General features: G+C 68.9%; 20 protein-coding genes and 1 pseudogene. 11 read left to right on the top strand and 10 right to left on the bottom strand.

Translation table 11 applies throughout. The features are described from left to right. Positions 1-2,266, bottom strand: a 2,266-nt coding sequence (locus tag F3J10_RS16660) for an FAD-binding and (Fe-S)-binding domain-containing protein (RefSeq protein WP_167242514.1), incomplete at its 3' end; no start/stop codon positions are given. Positions 2,267-2,406: 140 nt separating this feature from the next. On the opposite strand from F3J10_RS16660, the gene F3J10_RS16665 reads away from it, so the two are divergent. After that, positions 2,407-3,333 (top strand): LysR substrate-binding domain-containing protein, encoded by a 927-nt coding sequence (locus tag F3J10_RS16665; RefSeq protein WP_167242515.1) that lies wholly within the window; start codon positions 2,407-2,409, stop codon positions 3,331-3,333. A gap of 187 nt (positions 3,334-3,520) precedes the next feature. Here the strand turns inward: F3J10_RS16665 and F3J10_RS16670 are convergent, their stop codons facing one another. Beyond that, positions 3,521-3,736 (bottom strand): hypothetical protein, encoded by a 216-nt coding sequence (locus F3J10_RS16670; protein ID WP_167242516.1) that lies wholly within the window; start codon positions 3,734-3,736, stop codon positions 3,521-3,523. Between the two features lie 141 nt (positions 3,737-3,877). On the opposite strand from F3J10_RS16670, the gene F3J10_RS16675 reads away from it, so the two are divergent. The 3 genes from F3J10_RS16675 to F3J10_RS16685 all read left to right on the top strand — a co-directional run bounded on the left by F3J10_RS16675 (position 3,878) and on the right by F3J10_RS16685 (position 6,001). Next, on the top strand, positions 3,878-4,933 hold the full coding sequence (locus tag F3J10_RS16675) for a hypothetical protein (RefSeq protein ID WP_152554322.1): 1,056 nt from the start codon (positions 3,878-3,880) through the stop codon (positions 4,931-4,933). A 99-nt stretch (positions 4,934-5,032) separates the two neighbouring features. Then, positions 5,033-5,461 carry a hypothetical protein gene (locus tag F3J10_RS16680; RefSeq protein ID WP_167242517.1) on the top strand — a complete coding sequence of 143 codons (429 nt, stop codon included), beginning with the start codon at positions 5,033-5,035 and terminating at the stop codon, positions 5,459-5,461. 150 nt (positions 5,462-5,611) lie between these two features. Beyond that, on the top strand, positions 5,612-6,001 hold the full coding sequence (locus F3J10_RS16685; protein ID WP_017920232.1) for a DUF3597 domain-containing protein: 390 nt from the start codon (positions 5,612-5,614) through the stop codon (positions 5,999-6,001). A 154-nt stretch (positions 6,002-6,155) separates the two neighbouring features. Here the strand turns inward: F3J10_RS16685 and F3J10_RS16690 are convergent, their stop codons facing one another. Further along, positions 6,156-7,742, bottom strand: coding sequence for an aldehyde dehydrogenase (NADP(+)) (locus F3J10_RS16690; RefSeq protein ID WP_017920233.1), 1,587 nt, complete (start codon positions 7,740-7,742; stop codon positions 6,156-6,158). A gap of 384 nt (positions 7,743-8,126) precedes the next feature. Next, a complete protein-coding gene (locus tag F3J10_RS16695) occupies positions 8,127-8,855 on the bottom strand; it encodes a FadR/GntR family transcriptional regulator (protein ID WP_017920234.1) in 729 nt (242 codons plus the stop codon). Between the two features lie 254 nt (positions 8,856-9,109). On the opposite strand from F3J10_RS16695, the gene F3J10_RS16700 reads away from it, so the two are divergent. The 4 genes from F3J10_RS16700 (at position 9,110) to F3J10_RS16715 (ending at position 12,428) form a co-directional block, all read left to right on the top strand. Beyond that, positions 9,110-10,039, top strand: coding sequence for a dihydrodipicolinate synthase family protein (locus F3J10_RS16700; protein WP_025097603.1), 930 nt, complete (start codon positions 9,110-9,112; stop codon positions 10,037-10,039). A 120-nt stretch (positions 10,040-10,159) separates the two neighbouring features. After that, entirely contained in the window at positions 10,160-10,915 is a 756-nt protein-coding gene (locus F3J10_RS16705) for an SDR family oxidoreductase (RefSeq protein WP_167242518.1), read from the top strand. Positions 10,916-11,459: 544 nt separating this feature from the next. Continuing rightward, the gene (locus F3J10_RS16710) at positions 11,460-12,050 is read left to right on the top strand and encodes a hypothetical protein (protein ID WP_167242519.1); all 591 of its coding nucleotides are present in this window, start codon (positions 11,460-11,462) and stop codon (positions 12,048-12,050) included. Beyond that, entirely contained in the window at positions 12,051-12,428 is a 378-nt protein-coding gene (locus tag F3J10_RS16715) for a hypothetical protein (RefSeq protein ID WP_167242520.1), read from the top strand. A 39-nt stretch (positions 12,429-12,467) separates the two neighbouring features. Here F3J10_RS16715 and F3J10_RS16720 read toward each other — a convergent pair. Together F3J10_RS16720 and F3J10_RS16725 are read right to left on the bottom strand one after the other, a co-directional pair. Continuing rightward, positions 12,468-13,204, bottom strand: a pseudogene (locus tag F3J10_RS16720) (IS6 family transposase). A 185-nt stretch (positions 13,205-13,389) separates the two neighbouring features. Further along, positions 13,390-14,313: an AraC family transcriptional regulator gene (locus F3J10_RS16725; RefSeq protein ID WP_167242521.1), complete on the bottom strand. Its 924-nt coding sequence runs from the start codon at positions 14,311-14,313 to the stop codon at positions 13,390-13,392. A 169-nt stretch (positions 14,314-14,482) separates the two neighbouring features. Here F3J10_RS16725 and F3J10_RS16730 point away from each other — a divergent pair, with 169 nt between their 5' ends. Both F3J10_RS16730 and F3J10_RS16735 read left to right on the top strand, forming a co-directional pair. Further along, a complete protein-coding gene (locus tag F3J10_RS16730; RefSeq protein ID WP_025097600.1) occupies positions 14,483-15,268 on the top strand; it encodes an SDR family oxidoreductase in 786 nt (261 codons plus the stop codon). A gap of 230 nt (positions 15,269-15,498) precedes the next feature. Next, complete coding sequence (locus tag F3J10_RS16735; protein ID WP_025097599.1) at positions 15,499-16,659, top strand: NAD-dependent formate dehydrogenase; 1,161 nt, start codon at positions 15,499-15,501, stop codon at positions 16,657-16,659. A 146-nt stretch (positions 16,660-16,805) separates the two neighbouring features. On the opposite strand, the gene F3J10_RS16740 is transcribed toward F3J10_RS16735, so the two are convergent. After that, positions 16,806-17,738 carry an AraC family transcriptional regulator gene (locus tag F3J10_RS16740; RefSeq protein ID WP_167242522.1) on the bottom strand — a complete coding sequence of 311 codons (933 nt, stop codon included), beginning with the start codon at positions 17,736-17,738 and terminating at the stop codon, positions 16,806-16,808. Between the two features lie 200 nt (positions 17,739-17,938). Then, on the bottom strand, positions 17,939-18,994 hold the full coding sequence (locus F3J10_RS16745; protein ID WP_025097594.1) for a GlxA family transcriptional regulator: 1,056 nt from the start codon (positions 18,992-18,994) through the stop codon (positions 17,939-17,941). A gap of 552 nt (positions 18,995-19,546) precedes the next feature. Here F3J10_RS16745 and proP point away from each other — a divergent pair. Further along, on the top strand, positions 19,547-21,088 hold the full coding sequence (proP, locus tag F3J10_RS16750) for a glycine betaine/L-proline transporter ProP (protein WP_167242523.1): 1,542 nt from the start codon (positions 19,547-19,549) through the stop codon (positions 21,086-21,088). A gap of 164 nt (positions 21,089-21,252) precedes the next feature. Here the strand turns inward: proP and F3J10_RS16755 are convergent, their stop codons facing one another. Continuing rightward, positions 21,253-21,663 (bottom strand): hypothetical protein, encoded by a 411-nt coding sequence (locus F3J10_RS16755; protein ID WP_025097593.1) that lies wholly within the window; start codon positions 21,661-21,663, stop codon positions 21,253-21,255. A 79-nt stretch (positions 21,664-21,742) separates the two neighbouring features. Further along, positions 21,743-22,276, bottom strand: a complete 534-nt coding sequence (locus tag F3J10_RS16760; RefSeq protein WP_013691133.1) for a MarR family transcriptional regulator — start codon at positions 22,274-22,276, stop codon at positions 21,743-21,745. Between the last annotated feature and the right edge of the window lie 225 nt (positions 22,277-22,501).

The following is a 22,501-nucleotide window of genomic DNA, read 5'->3' on the forward strand; positions in this document are numbered from 1 at the left end:
CGCGCCACGAGGCGCGGCTCAGGCGCGGCGCGTCCACCACGCCGGCCGCGCGCTCGATCAGCGCGGCCACCGGCGCCGTGTCCAGCAGCGCGTTGTAGACGCGGCGCGCGCCCGGCACGGCGGCCAGGCGCGGCAGCGTGAACTCCAGCGAGCCGATCAGGTGGTCGCGCAGCGGACGCAGGTAGCGTGTGTGATAGTGGGCCAGGAAGCGCGAACGGAATTCGGGCACGCCGACCTTGACCGGGCATTGCCCCGCGCAGGACTTGCAGGCCAGGCAGCCGGCCATCGCCTCGTGCACCTGGTGCGAGAAATCGGCCTCGCCGCGCCGCTTGCGCAGGCTGTTCAGCGCGCGCGCCGGCAAGGGCGCCGCCACCGGCTCGGCGGTGAGGTCGGTGCCGGCCTCGCCTTGCAGGCGCAGCCATTCACGCATCAGCGAGGCACGCCCCTTGGGCGAGTGGATCCGCTCGCGCGTAGCCTTCCAGGACGGGCACATCGCGTCGTCGGGATCGAAGTTGTAGCAGGCGCCGTTGCCGTTGCAGTGGAGCGCGTCGGCATTGGCCTGCCAGACGCGTTCGTCGATGCGCCGGTCGAGCTCGCCACGCAGCGGCACGGCGTCGATGCGCAGCAGTTGCGCGCCGTCGGCGGCCGGGGTCGCGATTTTGCCGGGGTTCAGCTGGTTGTGCGGATCGAAGGCCGCCTTCAGTTCCTGCAGGGCCGGGTAGAGCGGGCCGAAATAGTCGGGCACGTATTCGGAGCGCAGGCCCTTGCCGTGCTCGCCCCACAGCAGCCCGCCGTAGCGGCGCGTCAGCGCGGCCACCGCGTCCGAGATCGGCCGGATCAGCGCGGCCTGCGCCGGGTCGCGCAGGTCCAGCGCCGGCCGCACGTGCAGCACGCCCGCATCGACATGGCCGAACATGCCGTAGCGCAGGCCGCGGGCATCGAGCAGGGCGCGGAACTCGGCGATGTAGTCGGCCAGGTGCTCGGGCGGCACGGCCGTGTCCTCGACGAAGGGCTGCGGTCGCGCCTCGCCCTGCACGTTGCCGAGCAGGCCCACCGCGCGCTTGCGCATCGCGTAGACGCGCTTCACGGCGGCATCGCCGTCGGCGATCGTCAGGCCCAGGCGCGCGGGGCTCGCTTCCTGCTCCAGCCGCGCCACGAAGGCGGCGACGCGCGCGCGAACCTGGTCCGCGTCGTCGCCGCTGAACTCGACCAGGTTGATGCCCTGCGCGCCGCCCTCGACCGCGGCATCGTCGGGGAAGAACTCGGCCACGCCCTGCCAGACGATGTCCTCGCGCGCCAGCCGCAGCACGGTCGAATCGACGGTCTCGATCGACAGCGGGCGATGCGCGAGCAGGGCGCGCGCATCGCGCAGCGCATCCATGAAGCCGCGATAGCGGATATTGACCAGCATGCCGTGTTTGGGGATCGGCAGCACGTTCAGCGTGGCCTCCACCACGAAACCGAGCGTGCCTTCCGAGCCGCACAGCACGCTGTTGAGATCGAAGCGCCCCTGCTCGTCGCGCAGGTGCGCGAGGTCGTAGCCGGTCAGGCAGCGGTTCAGCACCGGGAACTGCTCGCGGATCCGTTGCGCCTCGCGCCGGTGAATCCCGCTGGCCACGCGATGCACGCGGCCGATGCCGTCGCCGCGCGCGCACAGGCTCGCGAGCGCGGCCTCGTCGACGGGGGCGCTGGCGAGCCGCTCGCCGCCGATCAATACGGTCTCCAGCGCGAGCACGTGGTCGCGCGTCTTGCCGTAGGTGCAGCTGCCCTGGCCGCTGGCGTCGGTGCTGACCATGCCGCCGATGGTGGCGCGGTTCGAGGTCGACAGCTCGGGCGCGAAGAACAGGCCGTGGCGCTGCAGCTCGGCATTGAGCTGGTCCTTGACCACGCCGGCCTCGACGCGCGCGGTGCGCGCCACCGGATCGATCGCGAGGATCCGGTTCATGTGCCGCGACAGGTCGACCACGATGCCGTCGGTCAGCGACTGCCCGTTGGTGCCCGTGCCGCCGCCGCGCGGCGCCACATGAACCCCGCGAAAGCGTGCCTCGCCGAGCAGGGCCGCCAGGCGCGCCACGTCGGCGGCGTGGCGCGGGAACAGCGCGGCGGCGGGCTGGCGCTGGTAGATCGAGTTGTCGGTGGCCAGCACCGTGCGTGTGGCATGGCGGCGGTCGATCTCGCCCTCGAAGCCGGCGGTCCGCAATTCATGCAAGAATCGATCGATGGCCGAAGGCAGGGATTCGTCGACGGGGAGCCGGGCAATGGTCATCGTGGCGGACGGGGAAAAGGGTTTCGGACTGGATTCGGCGCGTCCTTCACGATTCCGGGCGGACCGCCACCGGTGGATTGTCGGATCGACCGGCGCCGCCCGCAAACGTATCTTTCTCGGCTTGATCATGAGGTTTATGAATGAATTATCGGAAACTGACGCCCTCGATGTCGCTGCTGCTGGCCTTCGAGGCCTCGGCGCGGCATGAAAGCTTCACGCGCGCGGCCGAGGAACTGTCGCTGACGCAAAGCGCGGTGAGCCGGCAGGTGCAGGCGCTGGAGGCGATGCTGGAGGTCGAACTGTTCGTGCGCGAGGGCAAGCGCATCAGGCCCAGCGATGCCGGGCGCGCCTACATGGCCGAGATCGGCGGCGCGCTTGTGCGCATCCGCGACGCCACGCTGCGCGTGCTGGCCTCCCAGGCGCCCGCCACGCAATTGCGGCTGGCCACGCTGCCGACCTTCGGCGCCAAGTGGCTGATGCCGCGCCTGCATCGCTTCTATCTCGCGCATCCCGCCTTGCAGCTCGACCTGCATTCGCGCATCGACGCCGTCGATTTCTCGGCGATGGAGATCGACGCGGCGATCGCGGTCGGCGACGGGCGCTGGTCCGAGGTGGTGGCGCATCGGCTCTATGACGAGGAACTGGTGCTGGTCGGCCATCCCTCGGTGCTGCCGGCCGCCTGGAAGCGACGCGGCGGCCCCGGCCGGCGCCGCCCCGCGCCCGATGCGCGGGCGCTGGCCGGCATGAGCCTGCTGCGCGTGCGCAGCTTCCCCGACGCCTGGCGTGTCTGGTGCGAGGCCCACGGGCTGCCTCACGACGCGCCGCGGCCCGGCCCCAGCTTCGAGCTGACCTCGCACCTGATCCAGGCCGTGGTGGCCGGGATCGGCATCGCCCTGGTGCCGCGCATGCTGGTGGACGAGGAGCTGCGCGACGGCCGCCTGGTCAGCCCCTTCGATCCGGTGCCGAGTTCGCGTGCCTACTTCCTGGTCTATCCGCCGCGGGTCGGCCAGCATCCGGTGCTGGTCGCGTTTCGCGACTGGCTGCTCGCCGAGCTGGGCTCGCGCTGAGCCGCCGGGCTGCCACCGCTCGCTGCCCATCGTCGTCGTCGCCTCGGCGCTCGCTCGGGGAAACCCTGCCGGCGCGCGGCCGCAGCCGGCGCCGCGAATCGAACTGAAAGCTTGTCGCGAGCAGCGGCGCGGCCCGCGCCGCGTGCCGCGTTTCGCATATCGCGCCGATATGGACAGGCGCGCCAAATCATATTGGACGCTGCGAACCCACGTCCGTAGGCTGCGCCAGATGACCGACGGCAGCCGCGTTCGGCACGTGCATCGACCGCTTCGTCGGTGCGCGCGCAACGATCGGGGCGAGCCGCTCGGCGAGGATCGGCGCGGCATCGCCTGCGATGCGCGCCTTCGTATCGTGGCGGTTCGGCAAGGCGCGGAATCGTCGAGACAACAGGGCGACGCGCAATCGGCCGATCGCCCGATCGGAGGAGCAGTGGTGATCGACAAGCGTATTTTCCCGCGCGCAGCCGCCCTGGCTGGCGCATGCGGTGCCGTGTTCGCGTTGGCGGGATGCGGGGGCGGCGACGGCGGCGGCTCGGCGCCGGCCGTGAACCAGTCTTCCACGGCCTCGTCCTCTTCGTCTTCCTCGAGCGCGTCGTCGTCGGCGGCGAGTGCCGGCGTGCAGCACATCCTGTTCGTCGGCGACAGCCTCACGCACGGCCGCTACACGCCGGTGCGCCCCTATCATTCGGGCGGCGCGGCCGGCTCGACCAGCGCCTCCACCCTGGTGGTCGACGAGAACTACGGCCAGACCGGCGCGCGCGCCGAGCTCGAGCCGGGCCCCTGGGGCGGAATTCCCGCCATCTTCGCGCAGCTCGCGGCGGAGGCCGGGCTGCGCTACGACGTGCATATCGAGGCGATCTCGCAGACCAGCCTGTCGAAGAATTTCGCGGCGGCCTCGGGCGTGATCGCGCAGCCGGGCTGGAACGCGGTGGTGCTGCAGGAGTTGAGCACCAAGCCGCTGCCGACCGCGCTGACCGGCAGCAGCGTCAGTAATCCGAAGGATTTCTGCGCGAGCGTGCAGACCATCGAGCGCGCGGTCCACGGCGCGGCGCCGCATGCGAACGTCTATCTCTACGAACCCTGGGCGCGCGCGGACCTCGCGCAGGCGCTGGCCGGCAACACCGGCGCGGCAGGCTTCGCCACGCAGTACCAATCGGCGCTCGGCGCGCTCAGCGATGCCAACCACGATGCCTATTACAACGCCGCCTCGACGGACGGCGCGATCGCCGGCGTCGCGCCGGTGGGCGAAGCCTGGCGGCTTGCCTGGAACCAGGGCGTGGCCAATCCCAACCCCTTTGCCTCGTCGAGCCTGCCGCTGCTCTGGTACGGCATCAATGCCGTCAACGATCCGCAGATCAGCTCGCCCGATTACCTGCATCCCGACGTCGACGGCGCCTACCTGGCCGGCCTGGTGCTGTTCGCGCAAGTGACCGGCACCGACGTGACGCGTTTCGGCGGCAACGAGACGGCGGCCCAGCAGCTCGGCGTGCCGGCCACGCTCGCCGCGCGCCTGCAGCAGATCGCGGCGCAGGCGGTGAAGCAGGCCAGCGCCGCGCCGCTCAATGCCTCGGCGCCGGCGCCGTGCACGCAGTCGCAATGAGCGCCTGAACGTTCGAGCGGCGTCGTCATCGGCCCCGGTCACGGCCACGCGCGCGCGGCGCTATGATGCGCCTGTTGCCCACCGCCGATCCGGGAGCCGATGAATACGCCGACCGAACCTGAATCCACGCCTGCCACGCCTGCCGAGCCCGGCGTCGTTGCCGCCGCGCCCGCGCCGCGCCGGTCCGCCCATCTGCTGTTCCAGAGCGCCTGGTTGCTGCTGCTCGCCATCGCCTTGCTGATGGCGGGCGGTTTCGGCTTCTTCACGGCCCAGTGTCGCGACCTGGGGCTGGCGCTCGGCTGGACCTTGCTGTTCACGATCATCGGCGGCGGCCAGGCGCTCGGCAACTGGCTCCTCACGCTGGCCGGCCTGGCGCTGTGGGTGGGCGTGGTGGCGCTGGCGCGCCGCCAGGTGCCGATCCGTTTCCGCCCCTATCCGAGCTTCATCGGCCTGGTGCTCGTCTACGTGGCCGTGGCAACGATTTCATGGTTCACCGTGGCGCCCGAATCCTGCCGGATCCACTTCTGAGTGCGCGATCCGGAGCTTGTCGCGCTTACCACTTTTGACAATCGCGCCGGGGCAATCCGGGTAACATGGCGCCGGCATGCGCATCGCAAGCCGTGCGCGTGCATTCCTTTGTCACGAACCGAATTTCACCAACCGAATGGAGTGCCGACCATGAGCATCTTTGGCGATATCGTGAACAAGCTGTTCGGCAAGGCCAAGCCGGACCAGGCACCGCCCGCCGAAACGCCGCAACCGGATCCGGCCGCGGCCCAGGCTGCCGCGCCGGCCACGCCGCCGCTGTCGGACGTCGACGTGGCCGCCGTGATGGACCAGCTGGTCAGCGAGAGCGGCCAGACGCTGAACTGGCGCGTGTCGATCGTCGACACCATGAAGGCGCTCGGCGTCGACAGCAGCCTCGAGCATCGCAAGCAGCTCGCGCAGGAGCTGAAGTACGACGGCGACACCAACGATTCGGCCAGCATGAACATCTGGCTGCACAAACAGCTGATGCAGGCGCTGGCGGCCAACGGCGGCAAGCTGCCGCCGGACCTGGCAAGCTGATCGAGCGGCCCGTTTCCGGCCCGTTTCCGGGCCGTCTGCGGGCCGAGAAGCAACAAGGGCCGACGCGCGATGCGTCGGCCCTTTTCGTTTGTGCCGGCCGGCGCGCGTGAAGCGCTTGGCCGGCATGCTGCTGCGATCCGGATCGGCGGCTGACTCAGCCCTTGACGAATTCGCCGTCGCGCAGGCGCCAGAGATCGAGCGGATTGTCGTCCCGCAGCGCCTCGGGCAGCAGCTCGGCGGGCAGGTCCTGGTAGCAGACCGGGCGCAGGAAGCGGTCGATCGCCATGGTGCCCACCGAGGTGGTGCGCGAATCCGAGGTGGCCGGGAACGGGCCGCCATGCACCATCGCATGACAGACCTCGACGCCGGTCGGGTAGCCGTTGGCGAGGATGCGGCCCACCTTGCGCTCCAGCACCGGCAGCAGGCGCCGCGCGGCCGGGTAGTCGGCCGCATCGAGCTGCAGGGTGGCCGTCAACTGGCCCTCGACGCCCTCCAGCACGCGCAGCAGTTCCGCCTCGTCGCGGCACGACACCACGATCGAGGCCGGCCCGAAGATTTCGTCGGCCAGCCCGTGGTTGACCACGAATTCCGCCGCGGTGGTGCGGAACAGCACCGGCAGCGCGCTGCAGGCATTGTCCGAGGCGATGCCGTCGGCCACCTGGGCGACGCCGGTCTGCTCGGCGCGCTCGCCGATCTGGCGCCGATAGGTGGCGGCGATGCCGGCCGACAGCATGGCCTGTGCCTGGCGCGTGGCGAGCGCGGCGGCCGCGTCGGCCACGAAGGTATCGAGGTCGGGGCCCGAGATCGCCAGCACCAGGCCGGGATTGGTGCAGAACTGGCCGGCGCCGAGCGTCAGCGAATCGACGAAGCCCTGCGCGATCTGCGTGGCGCGCGCCTTCAACGCGGCCGGCATCAGGACCACCGGGTTGATGCTGCTCATCTCGGCATGCACGGGGATCGGCTCGGCGCGCGCCGCGGCGATCGCCGACAGCGCGAGGCCGCCGCGCCGCGAGCCGGTGAAGCCCACCGACTTGATGGCCGGATGCGCGACCAGCGCCTCGCCCACCGTGTTGCCCTTGCCGATCACCAGCGAGAAGGTGCCTTCGGGCAGGCCCAGCTCGGCCACCGTCTGCTGGATCGCGCGGCCCACCAGTTCCGAGCCGCCCAGGTGCGCCTCGTGCGCCTTGACCACCACCGGGCAGCCGGCGGCCAGCGCCGAGGCGGTGTCGCCGCCCGCCACCGAGAAGGCCAGCGGGAAGTTGCTGGCGCCGAACACGGCCACCGGGCCAATCGGGATCTTGCGCGCGCGCAGGTCCGAGCGCGGCAGCGGCTTGCGCTCGGGCTGCGCCGAGTCGAGCGTGGCGTCGTTCCAGCGGCCGTCGCGCACCAGCTTCGCGAACAGGCGCAACTGGCCGCAGGTGCGCGCGCGTTCGCCTTCCAGGCGCGCCACGGGCAACGCGGTTTCCTGGTGCAGGCGCTCGATCAGCGTCGCGCCCAGCGCCTCGATACGCGTGGCGATTCCTTCCAGCAATGCGGCGCGCGTGTCGAGCGCGGCCTGGCGATAAGGGTCGAAGGCCTCGGCGGCGAGCCGGCAGGCGCGATCGACATCCTCCGCGCCGCCCGCGCCGAACTCCGGCTCGAGCTCCTGGCCGCTGGCCGGCGCGAAGGCGCGCAGCGTGCCCTGCGTGCCGCGCACCGAAGCGGCGCCCAGCAACATGTTTCCGGTGATTTCGTGGTCCATTCCGTCTGTCTCCTGCGATGCGGCAAGGTGGATCGGTGGCGGTGCCGCGCGGAACGGATCTGGCTTCGCGCCGCGCCGGCGCCGTGATGCGGATTGCGTGCGAGTCGTGGCCGGACACGGGGCGCGGGCCCGGGCGGGGAGCCGGGGCCGCGGAGCGGGTCGCTTCGATGGACGAGGGGGCGACGGCGGGGTGACGGCGAACGCTGCGAGGCCGGCCGCCCGGCTGGGGCAAGGCACCGGCTACTGGATCGCGGCAAGGTAGCATTCGCTCGCCGGACATGTCAAACAAAGTGACAACTTGATACGGGTTCGCGTCGAGGGGGCAGGGCGCGGGCGGAAGGCGGCGATCCAGCGGCGCTCGCCGCGCGTGCGAGGCCGCCGCGTTCAGCGATCCAACTGGCGGTCGAGCAGCCGGTTGCGCGCCTGGTCGACGTGGTAGCGCATCGCGATCGCCGCGCTGTCGGGGTCGCCCACGCGGATCGCCTTGAGCACGCGGTCATGCTCGTCGAGCACGCGCGCGCGGCGCTGTTCCGAAGCCTCGCTGGTCAGCGACAGCGTCATGTGCATGCCGGCCTTGAGCCGCTCGGCCACGCTGTCGAGCAGGTCGAGCAGCAACTGGTTGCCGCTCGCCACCACGATCGCGCGATGGAAGGCGAAGTCGGCCTCCATCTCGGCCTCGCGCGACACCGGGCTGGCGAAGGCCAGGCGCAGGGCCTCGCTGGCGCGCTCCATCTCCAGCAGGTCGCGTTCCTTGCGATGGCGCGCGGCCAGCCGGGCGGCCAGCTCCTCCAGCGAGAGCCGTACCTCGAAGCCCTGCAGCACGTCGCGCAGCTTGCGGCTGGTGGCCAGCGCCGTGACCTGTCGAGCCGGGCTGCGCTGCACATAGGTGCCCGAACCCTGGCGCGAGACGATGATGCCGTCGCTCTGCAGCCGCCGCAGCGCCTCGCGCACCACCGGGCGTGATACCGAGAAATGCTGCGCCAGGCGGTTCTCCGGCGGCAGGCGGTCGCCCACCGCGTAGTTGCCGCCGACGATGCCGTCGAGCAGGGCCGCGTACACGGTGTCGGACAGCCGGGTGCGCTCGAGCGCGCCGGCGCTCGCGAGGTCGTCCATCGAATCCATCGAGTCTTGGGAGGCTAACAAGTCGGGTGACGATTTTACCAATCGCGGAACCACTGGCAATGAGTGGACGGCGTCGGCGATGCCGGTAGTGGCGCCGCACAAGCCTTTGGCTGCCTGGATTGGCGGCCGCCGGGCGCGATTCGGGCGTGGCCGGCGCGGGCTCGGTGATTACCCTCGGTCATGTTGCCAGCCAGCCGTTTGGTCCGCTAAAGTTGTAAATCAATTTTACATGTTGAGACCGATCGATGAAAACCACCCCCGTGAGCGTCGAGGACCTGCGCGGCTCCGTGATCGCGGTGCCGCCGCTCGCGCGCCGCGCCGACGGCAGCCAGGACGCGGCCGCCAACGGCGCACTGCTGGCGCACCTGAAACGCGGCGGCATCAGCACCTACATGTATGGCGGCAACGCGAATTTCTACAACCTCGGGGTGGCCGAGCTCGGCACCGTGGTCGATGCGCTGGCCGCGCAGTTGAAGGCCGGCGAATGGCTGATTCCCTCGGTCGGCCCCGATTTCGGCAAGGCGCGCGAACAGCTCGCCCTGCTGGCCGAGCGCGGTTTCCCGACCGCGATGGTGCTGCCACTGCGCTTCCCGTCCACGCCGGCCGGCGTCGCCACCGGCCTGCGCAAGCTCGCCGAGCGTTACGGCCGGCCGTTGATCGCCTATGTGAAGGACGAGGGCTATCTCGCCGAGGACGATCTCGCCGCGCTGGTGAAGGACGGCGCCGTATGCGCCGTCAAGTACGCGATCGTGCGCGAGGACCCGCGCCGCGATGCGGTGCTGGCCGCGCTGGTCGAGCGCCTGGGCGCGGAGCGCATCATCAGCGGGATCGGCGAGCGGCCCGTGATCGATCATTTCCGCGGCTTCGGGCTGCGCGCCTTCACCTCGGGTTCCTGCTGCGTGGCGCCGGCGCTGTCGAACGCGATTCGCCTGGCGCTGCTGGACGGCGACGACGCGCGCGCCGCCGCGCTGCGCGAGCGCTTCCTCGCGCTCGAGGACGCGCGCGACGCCTATTCGCCGATCCGCGTGCTGCACGCGGCCGTCGAGGCGGCCGGCATCGCCTCGCTCGGGCCGATCGGCGAATTCCTGTCGCGCATCGAGGATCCGGCGCAACTGCGCGAGATCGAGGCGGCGGCCGTGGCGCTGCATGCCGACAACGCGGCGGCGCTGGCCTGAGCCGCGCCGGGCATCGTTGCTCCCGCCTGCCCGGCTCGTTACGATAGCGGCCTGCTCGCGCCGCCGCGCAGCGATGCGCGCGGCGCGCTTTCCATCACGACGCCAACCGGGATCTCGATCATGACCGTCTCCTTCTCGCAGCCGATCCGCGCCATCGTCACGGGCCACACGCGCGGCCTGGGCGCCGCGCTCGCCGCGCAACTGCTGCAACGCGAGGTGGCCGTGCTCGGCATCTCGCGCCGCGCGCATCCCTCGCTGGCCACGCGGTTCGGCGCCGATCGCCTCGCCGAACTCGCGCTCGACCTGTCGGACCCCGCGGCGATCGCCGCCTGGCTGGCCGGCGGCGCGCTCGAACGCTTCGCCGAGGGCGCGCGCAGCGTGCTGCTGATCAACAACGCGGGCATGGTCGAGCCGATCGGGCCGCTGGCCACGCAGTCGCCCGAGTCGATCGCGCAGGCGGTGGCGCTGAACGTGACGGCGCCGCTGATGTTCGCGGCCGCGGTGGCCAAGCTCGGCAGCGGCTCGCTCGAACGCCGTATCCTGCATGTGTCCAGCGGCGCGGCGCGCAACGCCTACGCGGGCTGGAGCGTCTATTGCGCGACCAAGGCCGCGCTCGACCATCATGCGCGCGCGGTCGCGCTCGACGCGAACGGGCCGCTGCGCATCGCCAGCGTGGCGCCGGGCGTGGTCGATACCGACATGCAGGCGAGCATCCGCGCCACCGAGGCGGAACGTTTCCCGCAGCTCGAACGCTTCACGCAACTGAAGGCCAGCGGCGCGCTGAGCACGCCCGAGGACGCGGCGCGCAAGCTGCTCGACTACGCGCTCGGCGAGCAGTTCGGCAGCACGCCGATCGCGGACGTGCGCGAGCTTTGAGACGCCGATTCCGAATGCCGTGCCGCGGGCCGGCATCGAGGCCATCGAGGCATGATGTCTTGCGCGCCTGACGTCCCGCCGCCTTCGTTCGTCCGCTCACCGAACAACCTGACAATACCGCGCGAAGTCCAGGAGCCGCTGGCCAGAGGAATGACACGCTGATCAGTGCCACCCGCGCTGAGCCCCAGCGAGGAGGGGCGCTCCGGGCACCGTCCACCACAGCCCTGCGGCAGCTCCGCCAAAGGCTATTGCGCTGGCCAGCAGCGGGCCGCAATGATCGTCGCGGGCGGCGTCAAGCTCAAGGAGCGGTCGTTATCGCGGACGGGGTCTCCGCCAGCCGATCGAGATCTATGTCGACCCACTCGTCGTGAGCGACGACGCTCGGTGAAACGTCGAAGAGACTAATGTCGAAATTTGTAACGCGAGGCGGAATTTTAGGTATCACAAAACATTAGCCTCCGAAACTAATAAATATTACAGATCAGAAAGTTCTTGAAGCTTTCAAGAAAGCTAGTAAGTTTGATGATCTAACAACGGGGGAATCATGAAGCGGACCAGATGGATTTGGGGGACGGTTGTGTGCTTAACCGTTGTTGCCGTTACCGTCGGACTAATTCGTGGCACCGATGCATCCGGCGAGAAAAGTAGCGTGACGACGGCACAAACCAATCGATCGAATGGTGCACAAATGACACCAACTGGCAGCGCCAATAGCTTCGCGTTGTCAGAGTCACGTTCCGGAATATCAAATGAAGAGGGCGGAAACGGTCAACCGAGTGAAAGCTTGCGCGGGGAGGTAACCAACAAATACCATGTGCGAGATGATATCTTGGAATACATTGATGGAAAATATAAAGACGAAAAAATAAGATCGGCATTTATCAATTACGCAGCCGCCCAACAAAATCTTATAGAATATGGCTCGACACGAGAAGCGGCCACTCAAGCAGCCGACGACATAAATAAAAGAGTAACTTGCATTATGCAGCTCATTGGCACAAATCGCGTGGATGAAATTAAAATCATTACCGCCATGAGCATTGACACCGAGGCACGATTCAGGGCTTATTGGAAAGCGGTCGACCTCCAAGCAGGTCGCGTAATGTACGAGCCAAAAGGAAATCCATGCGAATAATTGCCTCTCTGGCAGCCCTCTTCCTTTGCCGGCGAGACAAAAGCAGATGATGCGAACAAATGCCAGTCCCCATATCTGATATTTTTCAGCAATGGAATACTCAATGCATTAGATGACATGGTTGCAGCCAGAAACGTTCTTAAATCAAAAATCGGCACCAGTTTTAACGAAGTCCCCATCGATTACGCGAACCTGCAGAATAAGACCGGCGGCATCGTTGACGATTTGACTCGTGTATATAAGCAGAAGCTCTCGGAAAACGCCAATTTAAACTGGACCATATTGACGCGAGCGATAATCGGACTATCGACCGGCATGGATCCCTCACTGTTCTCGCAAGCGCAGCAGGCAGTCAGGTATTGTCAGGTTGTTCGGTGAGCGGACGAACGAAGGCGGCGGGACGCAGCCTCGAATGGCTTACGCCGCCAAGCGGGCGCATGAAACCCTTTCCCAGGCCGTCATCGCCTGGGCTCGGGCCGCTCGTTTCTGTTGCACATCGCGGTGGTAACAGCAGCCCATGAACAAGTTCGAAACTTGGGCGTGGACCGAGGCAAATCGCTGCAACTGGCGTGCTGATTTGAACCGCCGCATCACCTTTTCTCGCACCCGAGTCGGCTGGTGCGAATTCTCCGCCCGGTTGTTCGGCCCCTTGTGCTGCCGGTGCTCGACGCGCAGACCCAGCGCGGTGTTCGCCGCAGCATAGCTGCGCAGTTTGTCCGTCACCATCACGCGCGGGTGGCCGTGGCACTTGAGCAGCTTGCGCATCAGCCGCTTGGCAACTGCTGCGTCGCGCCGACGCTGAACCAGGACATCGAGCACCGTACCGTTCTGATCCACGGCACGCCAGAGCCAGTGCTTCACGCCGCGGATCGTCACCACCATCTCGTCAAGGTGCCATTTGTCGCCACGGGCTGGGGCCGTTGAGCGGATTCGCTTCGCGATCGCCAGGCCGAACTTCGTGGCCCAGCACCGCACGGTTTCGTAGGTGAGCTCGATACCGCGGGCAGCCCGCATTTCCTCGACCATGCGCAGGCTCAACGGAAATCGGTAGTACAGCCACACCGCGTAGCCGATCACCCCGGCGGAAAGCGGTGGCCCTTGAATGAAATCGGCGATTCGAATTGGGGCTGAACGGTAACGATGCATTTCTTCATGCCCTACTATACAAGCCATCGACTCAACAACCTGACAGTACCAGCGGGCCTGCGCCAGCAACATCGGACCCAGCGCGATCTTGTAGAGATTCAACATCGGACAGCCTCGCGGAAAGGCCGGACTGCCGGCCACGAACGAGCACGGATGCTAAGGCGTGGTGCCCTGGAAAGCAACGGCGCCGCCCCTAAGCCTCGCTGGTCTCCAGCACCCGCCCCTCGCGCAGCGCCGCGAGCAGCGCGCCCGCGTCGCGCTTGGGCGAGATGCCGAACATGCGCGAATACTCGCGGCTGAACTGCGAGGCGCTTTCATACCCCACCTTGAACGCCGCTTCCTCGACCTTGACCACTTCATGCGCGATCAGCCGCCGCGCCTCCAGCAAGCGCAACTGCTTCTGGAATTGCAGCGGCGTCATCGAGGTCAGCGCCTTGAACTGCCGATGGAAGGCCGACGGGCTCATGCGCGCGAGTTGCGCCAGTTCCTCGATGCGGATCGGCACGTTGTAGCGATCGCGCAGCGCGTGGATCGCGCGCACCACGCGCTCGGCATGGCCGTTGCCGAGCAGCATGCCGACGATCTCGCCGCCGTTCGGCCCGGCCAGCAGCCAGTAGCAGAGCTCGCGCATGATGCCGGGATAGAGCACGCCGATCGCGTGCGGCGTGTCGAGCAGGCGCATCGCGCGCAGCATGCAGTCGATCATCTCGGGGCGCAGCCGCTCGACGAACACGCCGGGCCCGGCGCTCTCGCGCGCGGCCGGCGGCGCCTCGAAGCTCTCCAGCACCGCGCTCATCTCCGCCATGTCGAGCTCGACGATCAGCGCGATCGCCGGCTTTTCCTCGGTGCCCTGCACGATCCGGCCGATCGCCGGCATCGTCATGCTGACCACCAGCGCCTCGCCGGCGCGATAGAGGTAGTCGCGCGCGCCGAAGGTGGTCTGCTTGGCGCCCTGCAGCGAGATGCACAGCGCCGGGCGCATCAGCAGGCGGCTCTGCGGGCGATCCTGGGTGGCGCGCGTGATCAGCAGGCCGGTGTTCGCCGTGCGATAGACGTTAGCGGGGGGCTGGTCGTCGATATGGTGCCGGACCGCGTCGAGCAGGGCATTCAGGGTCATGTCGGATCCTCGGGAGCCAGGGGATGGCATCGGCTGCCAGCATAACGGCAAGCCGGCGGCGTCGTGCGCGGCCGGGCAGGATCAGGCAAGAAATTGTCGAGATCCGTCATTCACCGCGTGGGGGGCGCGGCCGTACGATGCGTTCCGTGTTCCCTGAACGAGGTGTTCCATGTCCACGCAAACTTCCCCCGTCGCCAGCCAGATCGGCAAGATCGCCATCGTCACCGGCGGCAGCCGCGGCCTCGGCCGCGATACCGTCGTCAATCTCGCGCGCCGCGGCGTCGATTCGATCTTCACCTGGCATTCCAATTCGGCCGAGGCCGAGCAGGTGGTCGCGCAGGTGGCCGCCGAAGGCCGCCGGGCGATCGCGCTGCAGCTCGATACCGGCAACACCGCCGGCTTCGATGCCTTCGTCGGCAAGCTCGGCGAGGCGCTCGCGCAGCTCGGCGCGAGCCGCTTCGACTATCTCGTCAACAATGCCGGCACCTCGCATCACGCGCCGTTCGCGGAGGTGACCGAGGCCGATCTCGATGCGCTCTACCAGGTGCATTTCAAGGGCGTGTTCTTCCTGACCCAGAAGCTGCTGCCGCTGATCAACGACGGCGGGCGCATCGTCAACGTGTCTTCGGGCCTGACGCGCTTCTCGTTCCCCGGCAGCAGCGCCTATGCCTCGATGAAGGGCGCGGTGGAGGTGCTGACGCGTTATCTCGCGCGTGAACTCGGCGCGCGCGGCATCGCGGTCAATACCGTCGCGCCCGGCGCGATCGCCACCGACTTCAGCGGCGGCATGGTGCGCGACAATCCGGAGCTGAATCGCCGCATCGCCGAATTCACCGCGCTGGGCCGCGTCGGCCAGCCGGGCGACATCGGCCCCTTGATCGCCTCGCTGCTGGCGGACGACAACCGCTGGGTCAACGCGCAGCGCATCGAGGCTTCGGGCGGCATGCTGGCCTGAAGCCGGGCGGCGGGGCGGGCATCGCGCATGACGCGCCGTGCCCGCCTCGCGCGGCGCGTTCGACAGCCGTTTCCCGGCGATCTCTCCACGATCGTTCGGCGAATGCCCGGCGGTCGGCGCGCCGTAATCCCCGCCGTGCGAATCCGGAATTTTCGCGGCATCGATCTTGGCAGACTGGTTGCACCTTGCAGATGACGACTGCAACGGATCCACAACCAGGAGAGATTCTGATGGCCAAGGTACTTTGCGTGCTTTATCCCGATCCCGTCACCGGCTACCCGCCGAAATACGCACGCGACGACATCCCGAGGATCGAGCGCTACCCGAACGGTCAGACGGTGCCCTCGCCGAGCGGCGAGCTCGGTTTCCGCCCGGGCGAGCTGCTCGGCTGCGTGTCGGGCGAACTGGGCCTGCGCGCCTGGCTGGAGAGCCAGGGCCACGAGCTGATCGTGACCAGCGACAAGGACGGCGCCGATTCCACCTTCGACCGCCACCTGCCCGATGCCGATATCGTCATCTCGCAGCCGTTCTGGCCGGCCTACCTGACGCCCGAGCGCATCGCGCGGGCCAGCAAGCTCAAGCTCGCGGTGACGGCCGGCATCGGCTCGGACCACGTCGACCTGAAGGCTGCCGCCGGGCACGGCGTGACGGTGGCCGAGGTGACCTTCTCGAACAGCATCAGCGTGGCCGAGCACGTGGTGATGATGACGCTCTCGCTGGTGCGCAACTACCTGCCCTCGCACCAGTACGCGGCCAACGGCGGCTGGAACATCGCCGACTGCGTGAGCCGCAGCTACGATCTCGAGGGCATGCAGTTCGGCACCATCGCGGCGGGCCGCATCGGCCTGGCCGTGCTGCGGCGCCTCAAGCCCTTCGACGTCGGGCTGCACTACTACGATCCGCATCGCCTGCCGGCCGAGACCGAGCGCGAACTGGGCCTGACCTATCACGAGACGCCGCAGTCGCTGGTGAAGGTCTGCGACGTGATCAACCTGCAGAGCCCGCTCTATCCCTCGACCGAGCACATGTTCGACGATCGCATGTTCGAGTTGGTCAAGCGCGGCGCCTACCTGATCAACACCGCGCGCGGCAAGCTCTGCGATCGCGACGCCGTGGTGCGCGCGCTGCAGTCGGGCAAGCTGGCGGGTTATGCCGGCGATGTCTGGTATCCGCAGCCGGCGCCGGTCGATCATCCGTGGCGCCGCATGCCGAACGAGGGGATGACGCCGCATATCTCGGGCAGCTCCTTGTCGGCGCAGCATCGCTACGCGGCCGGCACGCTGGAGATCCTGCAGGACTTCTTCGCGAGCAAGCCGATCCGCAGCGAATACCTGATCGTCGACGGCGGCGGCCTGGCCGGCACCGGCGCGGGGTCGTACAAGCTGGATTGAGCGTCGCTGGTCGAACGTCGAACATCGATCGCTGAAGAACCCAGCCCGCCGCGCGTGACGCGCGGCGGGCTGTTTGTTTTCCGGGCCGGTGATGTCTGCCGGGCGCGCCGGGCGGCGCGATGCTCGCGGCGCTCGCCAGGCCGATCTCAATCGGCCGATTGCAGACGCCAGCGCCGCGGCGTGAGCCCCGTTGCCTCGCGAAACACGGTGCTGAAATGCGCCTGTCCCGCAAAGCCGCTGGCCAGCGCCACCTCGACGATCGGCAGCCCCCGGCGCAGCAGCGTCTTGGCTTGCTCGACCCGGCGCCGCATCAGGTAAGCGTGCGGCGTGAGCCCGGTGGCGAGCCGGAACTGCGCGGCGAAATGCATGCGGCTCAGGCCGGCGTGCCGCGCGATGTCGTGCAGGGTGATCGGCTCGGCGAAGTTCGCGTCGACATAGTCGATCACGCGGCGCAGCTTCGGCGCGGCCAGCCCCTGGCGCGAGCGGCGCGGCTCGTGCGCGTAGCGCGTCAGCACGTGATGGAGGATGCCGGCCACCACGCCGTCGCGCTGGCGGACGTCCTCCCGCGCGCAGGCGGCCAGCCGGCGCGCCAGCGGCATCAGCACCGGGTCGACGCGAAAGCCCGGATCCTCCAGGCGCGGCGTCGCGCCCGAGCCGTCCAGCGCATCGTATTCGGCATCCACCAGCGCGGCCGGCACGAACATGTGCAGCGCCTCGTTCGCGCCGCGGAAGCGGCATTGCACGTGCTCGCCCGGCGCGGTCAGTTGCAGCCCGCCAGGGCCGCCCGTGCCGCGTTCGAGCAGGCGGCCGTCCTTGTAGCAGTCGATGGTGGCCGGCCCGAGCAGCAGGCTGATGGTGTAGTGGCGCGGCGAGACCGGCGCGACCAGCTCGCGCCAGCCGATGCGCCGGTCCAGCCAGTGGCCGATCACGATGCCGGCGCGGGCGCCGGCCGGATCGCCGGGTGTGGCGGGCGAGCCATCGCCGCCGCCGCGGGGCGTCGCCGGCATCTCGCGCCAGCGGTGTTCGTCGGCGGGCAGCGCACTCGACGCGGCAAGCGCGTCGCTCTCGGCGGTCGGCATGGTCGTCTCCTGGGTCGGCTGGCCGTGCACCGCGAGCGGTGCGGCACGGCATCGACAGGCAGGATAGAAGCGCCGGGCTCGCCCTGGCGGCCACAGGTGACGCGCCGGAAAAGCAGCACAGTTGCTGCGCCGCGATGCGATTTTCCGGGAACTGTGATCGATGTAGGGAGATGCCGGCTCGGGTGAACTTCAGGCGAGCTTCAGGCGTGCGGCATGCCGGCGACGGCCGCCTCCTCGAGTTCGCCGCCCTCGTCGGCGCGCGTGCCGGCGGCTTGCCGCGCGCGTTTCGCGGTGCCCGTCTTCGGCGCGCGCCGCTCCTGGCTCGGCGCATGGCCGAACTGGGCGCGATAGGCCTTGCTGAAATGGCAGGCCGAGCGAAAGCCCGACAGCGAGGTGACCTGCGCGATCGACACGTCGCTGTTGCGCAGGATCTCGCGCGCGTGCTTGAGGCGCACCGACAGGTAGTAGTGAGTGGGCGAGGTGCTCAGGTAGTGCTTGAACATGCGCTGCATCTGCCGCTCGGACAGCGCGATCAGCCGCGCCAGGTCGGCCAGCGGCAGCGGCTCCTCGATATTGGCCTCCATCAGCCGCACCGCCTCCACCAGCTCGCCGCGCGAGAAGCCGACCCGCGCGTCGACCGGGATCGGCTGCGGATCGCTGGCGCCGCGGATGCGCTGCAGCACGAACTGCTCGGACACGCGGGTGGCGAGCTCCTGGCCGCGCTCGGCGGCGACGATGCCGATCATCAGGTCGAGCGGCGCGGTGCCGCCGGTGCAGGTCACGCGGTCGCGGTCGATCACGAACAGCTCATCGACGATCGACACCGCCGGGAATTCGGCATGCAGGGCCGAGAGGTTCTCCCAGTGCACGGTGCCGCGATAGCCGTCCAGCAGGCCGGCGGCCATCAGCGCGTAGGCGCCGGTGCAGATCCCGCCGAGCGGCATGCCGCGCCGCGCCAGCTCGCGCAGCGCGTGGATCACCGGCGCGTCCACCGCCTCGCGCACCTGGGTGCCGCCGCAGACGATCATCAGGTCGGGCAGCGGCGCGTCGAGATCGAGCCGGTGGGTGGGCCGCGCGACCATGCCGTTGCTGGCGGCCACCGCCTCGCCGTCGACCGAGTAGACGGTCCAGCGGTAATGCTCGCTGCGATCGACGTAGTTGGCCATGCGCAGGGCCTCGATCGCGCTCGAGAAGGCGATCATCGAGAACGAGGGCAGGGTCAGGAAACCGAAATGGCGCGGCGTGGATGCGGACATGGGAGCAACATCGGCGCGGGCCGATGCCAGAGGTTGGGCCGTACATGACGACGCCTGCCCGGCGGCCGGCTCGCGCCGGTCAGCCGCGATGCCGGAGAGCGGCGCGAGGGCGGTGGCCGCCGCGTTCCGGCAGGCACTTGCCGGGCGTCGCGGGCCGCGCTCGCGGCCGTTTTTCACGGCGGCGTCACCCCCGAATCATTGCGATAAAAGCGGGGCCGCGATCAAGGAAATTCGACGGGCGCTTGCCTATTCCCGACACGGATCGGACCGGTTCGACACGGCGCCCCGGCGGCGTCCGACGGCGGGGCCGACAAGGGCATGAACACTGTCGTTTCCGGTCGGCTGGCGGACGCATCAGGGCAGGATGACGCAGGCGATGTCGCGCACACTCGGACCGATCACGACGCCGTACCCGATAACAGGCGATGGCGACCGCGAGGGCCGCGCGCGCTGAAGTCCACGGACTTTATCGCGGCGGGGCCGGCGCGCTCGCACGACGAGACAGCATGCCGCGTCGCGGCTGCCCATCGCCACTCATCCAGGAGCGTGCCTTTGAGCCACTCGACCCGCAGAGCTTCAGGCAAGACCCCAGCCCGGCACCCGGCCGCGCCGGGCAGCGCGCCGCGTTCCCGATCCGGCGGCGCCGCGAAACGCGCCGCGCCGCCGCGCGAGGCCGCCTTCGCCGGCGACGAGGTGACCGTGGTCGATCGCGCGCTGCTGCGCCGCGCGGTGGGCGCGATGGCGCTCGGCAACGCGATGGAGTGGTTCGACTTCGGCGTCTACAGCTATATCGCGGTGACGCTGGGCCATGTGTTCTTTCCCTCGACCAGCGGCTCGGCGCAATTGCTGGCCACCTTCGGCACCTTCGCGGCCGCCTTCCTGGTGCGGCCGATCGGCGGCATGGTGTTCGGCCCGCTGGGCGACCGGCTGGGCCGCCAGCGCGTGCTGGCCGCCACCATGATCATGATGGCCTGCGGCACCTTCGCGATCGGCCTGATTCCCTCCTATGCCTCGATCGGCATCCTCGCGCCGGTGCTGCTGCTGGTGGCGCGGCTGGTGCAGGGCTTCTCGACGGGCGGCGAATACGGCGGCGCGGCCACCTTCATCGCCGAGTTCGCGGCCGACCGCCATCGCGGCTTCATGGGCAGCTTCCTCGAGTTCGGCACGCTGGCCGGCTACCTGCTCGGCGCGGGCACCGTCACGGCCCTGACCTCGCTGCTGAGCCCCGCGCAGATGCTCGACTGGGGCTGGCGCGTGCCCTTCTTCGTGGCCGGCCCGCTCGGGCTGATCGGCCTCTACATCCGCACCCGGCTGGAGGAGACGCCGGCCTTCCGCAAGGAGGCCGAGCATCGCGAGCGGCTCGAGCGCGCGCGGCCGCGCCAGTCGATCGCCGCGCTGCTGGCCGGGCAATGGCGCGCGCTGCTGGTCTGCGTCGGGCTGGTGCTGATCTTCAACGTGACCGACTACATGGCGCTGGCCTACCTGCCGAACTACCTGTCGGCCACGCTGCATCTCGACGAGACGCGCGGCCTGGTGATCGTGCTGCTGGTGATGGTGCTGATGATGCCGCTCACGCTCGCCGCCGGCTGGCTGTCCGATCGCGTCGGGCGGCGCCCGGTGATGCTGGCCGGCTGCATCGGCCTGATGGTGTTCGCGATCCCCGCGCTGCTGCTGTTGCAGACCGGCCGGGGCGGATCGATCTTCGCCGGCATGATGCTGCTCGGCGTGCTGCTGTCCTGCTTCTGCGGCGTGATGCCGTCCGCGCTGCCGGCCTTGTTCCCGACCCGGGTCCGCTATAGCGCGCTGGCGATCGGCTTCAACGTCTCGGTCTCGCTGTTCGGCGGCACCACGCCGCTGGTCACCGCCTGGCTGGTCGAGCGCAGCGGCAACCTGATGATGCCGGCCTATTACCTGATCGGCGCGGCGGCGATCGGCGCGATCTCGGTGCTGGCCGCGCGCGAGAGCGCGGGGCGGCCGCTGCCGGGTTCGGCGCCTTGCGTGTCGACGCAGGCCGAGGCGGTGCGGATCCGGCGCGGCGATGCATCCGTCGCCTCGTCGAACGGCCGCGCGCTGCGCCGGCTGGCGGGGGAGTAGAGGTCGCCGCGCATCGGCGCTATCGTGCGCGGCAAGCGTTCAGACCGGCTCGAGGATCATCGGGAAGTACACGGCCGGCAGCGCGATGAAGGCCGGGTCGCTCCCGCTGCTTGGCATCGCGCCGGCGAGTGCCGGGCAGGGCGATGGCGCCCCCGCCCGGATCTTCATGCCGAGGCGGCCGGGCGTTCCGCGGCGGCCGGCGTGGCGGCAAGACGGCCCGGCGCGGACGGATCCGCGTCGCGCGGAATCTGCCGCGAGATCCGCAGCGCGATCGCCATCAACGGCAGCATCGCGCCGAACAGCGAGGTGGCCAGCGTCGTGCGCAGCGCGCCGACCAGGCAGACCAGCTCGCTCGCCGAGCATTGCGCGGGATTGCGGCCGAAGGCGAGGCTCAGCGTCAGCGGGCCGAGCACCAGCATCACCATCACGATGCGGGTCCAGAAATCGGCGCGCTCCTCGGTGCCGCACATGTCCACCAGCAGGCGGCGCGTGACCGCGCGCAAGTACAGGGCGATCGCATAACCGATCGGCATCGGCAGGAGGAACTGGGCGGCCAGGGCGATGACGGTGTTCATGTCGCTTCTCCTTACTGTTGTTTCTGTAGAAACAGAAATTCAAGGGCCAAAAAAAGCGGGTGTCGCCACCCGCGCGGATTCACTTCGCCGGCTTGCGCCGCACCACCTGGCTGATCTTCGCGCCGATGCCGAGCGTCTTCATCAGCGTTTCCGGCTTCATGCGCAGCATTTCGTCGGACCAGGTGGTCAGCGTCTCGAGGAACTGCAGCGTATCGCGGATCCGCTGCTCGGTTTCCTGGCTCTCGCCGGCCAGCTCGGGGCTGTCGAGCGTCTCGCGCAGCACCGTCAGGGTCGGGTCGAGTTCGCGCTGGCGCCGGCCTTCGACGATCAGCTTGAACAGTTCCCAGATATCGGTGGAGGTCTCGAAATGGTCGCGGCGGTCGCCCATCACGTGCACCACGCGCGCCAGCCGCCACGACTGCAACTCCTTCAGGCTGTTGCTGACGTTGGAGCGCGCCACGTTCAGCGCGGCGGCGATCTCGTCGGCGGCGAGCGGCTTGCCGTGCAGGTAGAGCAGGGCATGTATCTGTGCGACGGTGCGATTGACGCCCCAGCGGGAGCCCATCTCGCCCCAGTGGAGGATGAATCGTTCGGAGAGCGGTGTCAGTTCCATGCGGCGTAATGTACGGTCCGTCAGTTATTTCTGTCAAGACAGAAATAACTGACGGCAAAAGCGCGCGTGAGCGGGCTGCACGAAGGCTCGCGCGAGGCTGTCAAGCCGCGTATCGGAAGCGGCGCGCGGCCAGCCGAAACGACGCGATCACGATGCTTGCGTCTGCAACTGCTTCCATAACGGCGATGCTCGTGTCAACGCGTCAATAAGCCGGAAACTGAAGTG

This window comes from Burkholderia sp. Cy-637 (assembly GCF_011753175.1).
GTDB classification, from domain to species: Bacteria; Pseudomonadota; Gammaproteobacteria; order Burkholderiales; family Burkholderiaceae; genus Burkholderia; species Burkholderia gladioli.

Coding starts and splice junctions, on each gene's coding strand:
- F3J10_RS16700 (WP_025097603.1), top strand. CDS start 9,110: ATGAAAACCACCCCCGTGAGCGTCGAGGACCTGCGCGGCTCCGTGATC.
- F3J10_RS16755 (WP_025097593.1), bottom strand. CDS start 21,663: ATGAACACCGTCATCGCCCTGGCCGCCCAGTTCCTCCTGCCGATGCCG.
- F3J10_RS16695 (WP_017920234.1), bottom strand. CDS start 8,855: ATGGACGACCTCGCGAGCGCCGGCGCGCTCGAGCGCACCCGGCTGTCC.
- F3J10_RS16745 (WP_025097594.1), bottom strand. CDS start 18,994: ATGTCCGCATCCACGCCGCGCCATTTCGGTTTCCTGACCCTGCCCTCG.
- F3J10_RS16705 (WP_167242518.1), top strand. CDS start 10,160: ATGACCGTCTCCTTCTCGCAGCCGATCCGCGCCATCGTCACGGGCCAC.
- F3J10_RS16685 (WP_017920232.1), top strand. CDS start 5,612: ATGAGCATCTTTGGCGATATCGTGAACAAGCTGTTCGGCAAGGCCAAG.
- F3J10_RS16740 (WP_167242522.1), bottom strand. CDS start 17,738: ATGCCGACCGCCGAGAGCGACGCGCTTGCCGCGTCGAGTGCGCTGCCC.
- F3J10_RS16730 (WP_025097600.1), top strand. CDS start 14,483: ATGTCCACGCAAACTTCCCCCGTCGCCAGCCAGATCGGCAAGATCGCC.
- F3J10_RS16665 (WP_167242515.1), top strand. CDS start 2,407: ATGAATTATCGGAAACTGACGCCCTCGATGTCGCTGCTGCTGGCCTTC.
- F3J10_RS16710 (WP_167242519.1), top strand. CDS start 11,460: ATGAAGCGGACCAGATGGATTTGGGGGACGGTTGTGTGCTTAACCGTT.
- F3J10_RS16735 (WP_025097599.1), top strand. CDS start 15,499: ATGGCCAAGGTACTTTGCGTGCTTTATCCCGATCCCGTCACCGGCTAC.
- F3J10_RS16690 (WP_017920233.1), bottom strand. CDS start 7,742: ATGGACCACGAAATCACCGGAAACATGTTGCTGGGCGCCGCTTCGGTG.
- F3J10_RS16680 (WP_167242517.1), top strand. CDS start 5,033: ATGAATACGCCGACCGAACCTGAATCCACGCCTGCCACGCCTGCCGAG.
- F3J10_RS16725 (WP_167242521.1), bottom strand. CDS start 14,313: ATGACCCTGAATGCCCTGCTCGACGCGGTCCGGCACCATATCGACGAC.
- F3J10_RS16760 (WP_013691133.1), bottom strand. CDS start 22,276: ATGGAACTGACACCGCTCTCCGAACGATTCATCCTCCACTGGGGCGAG.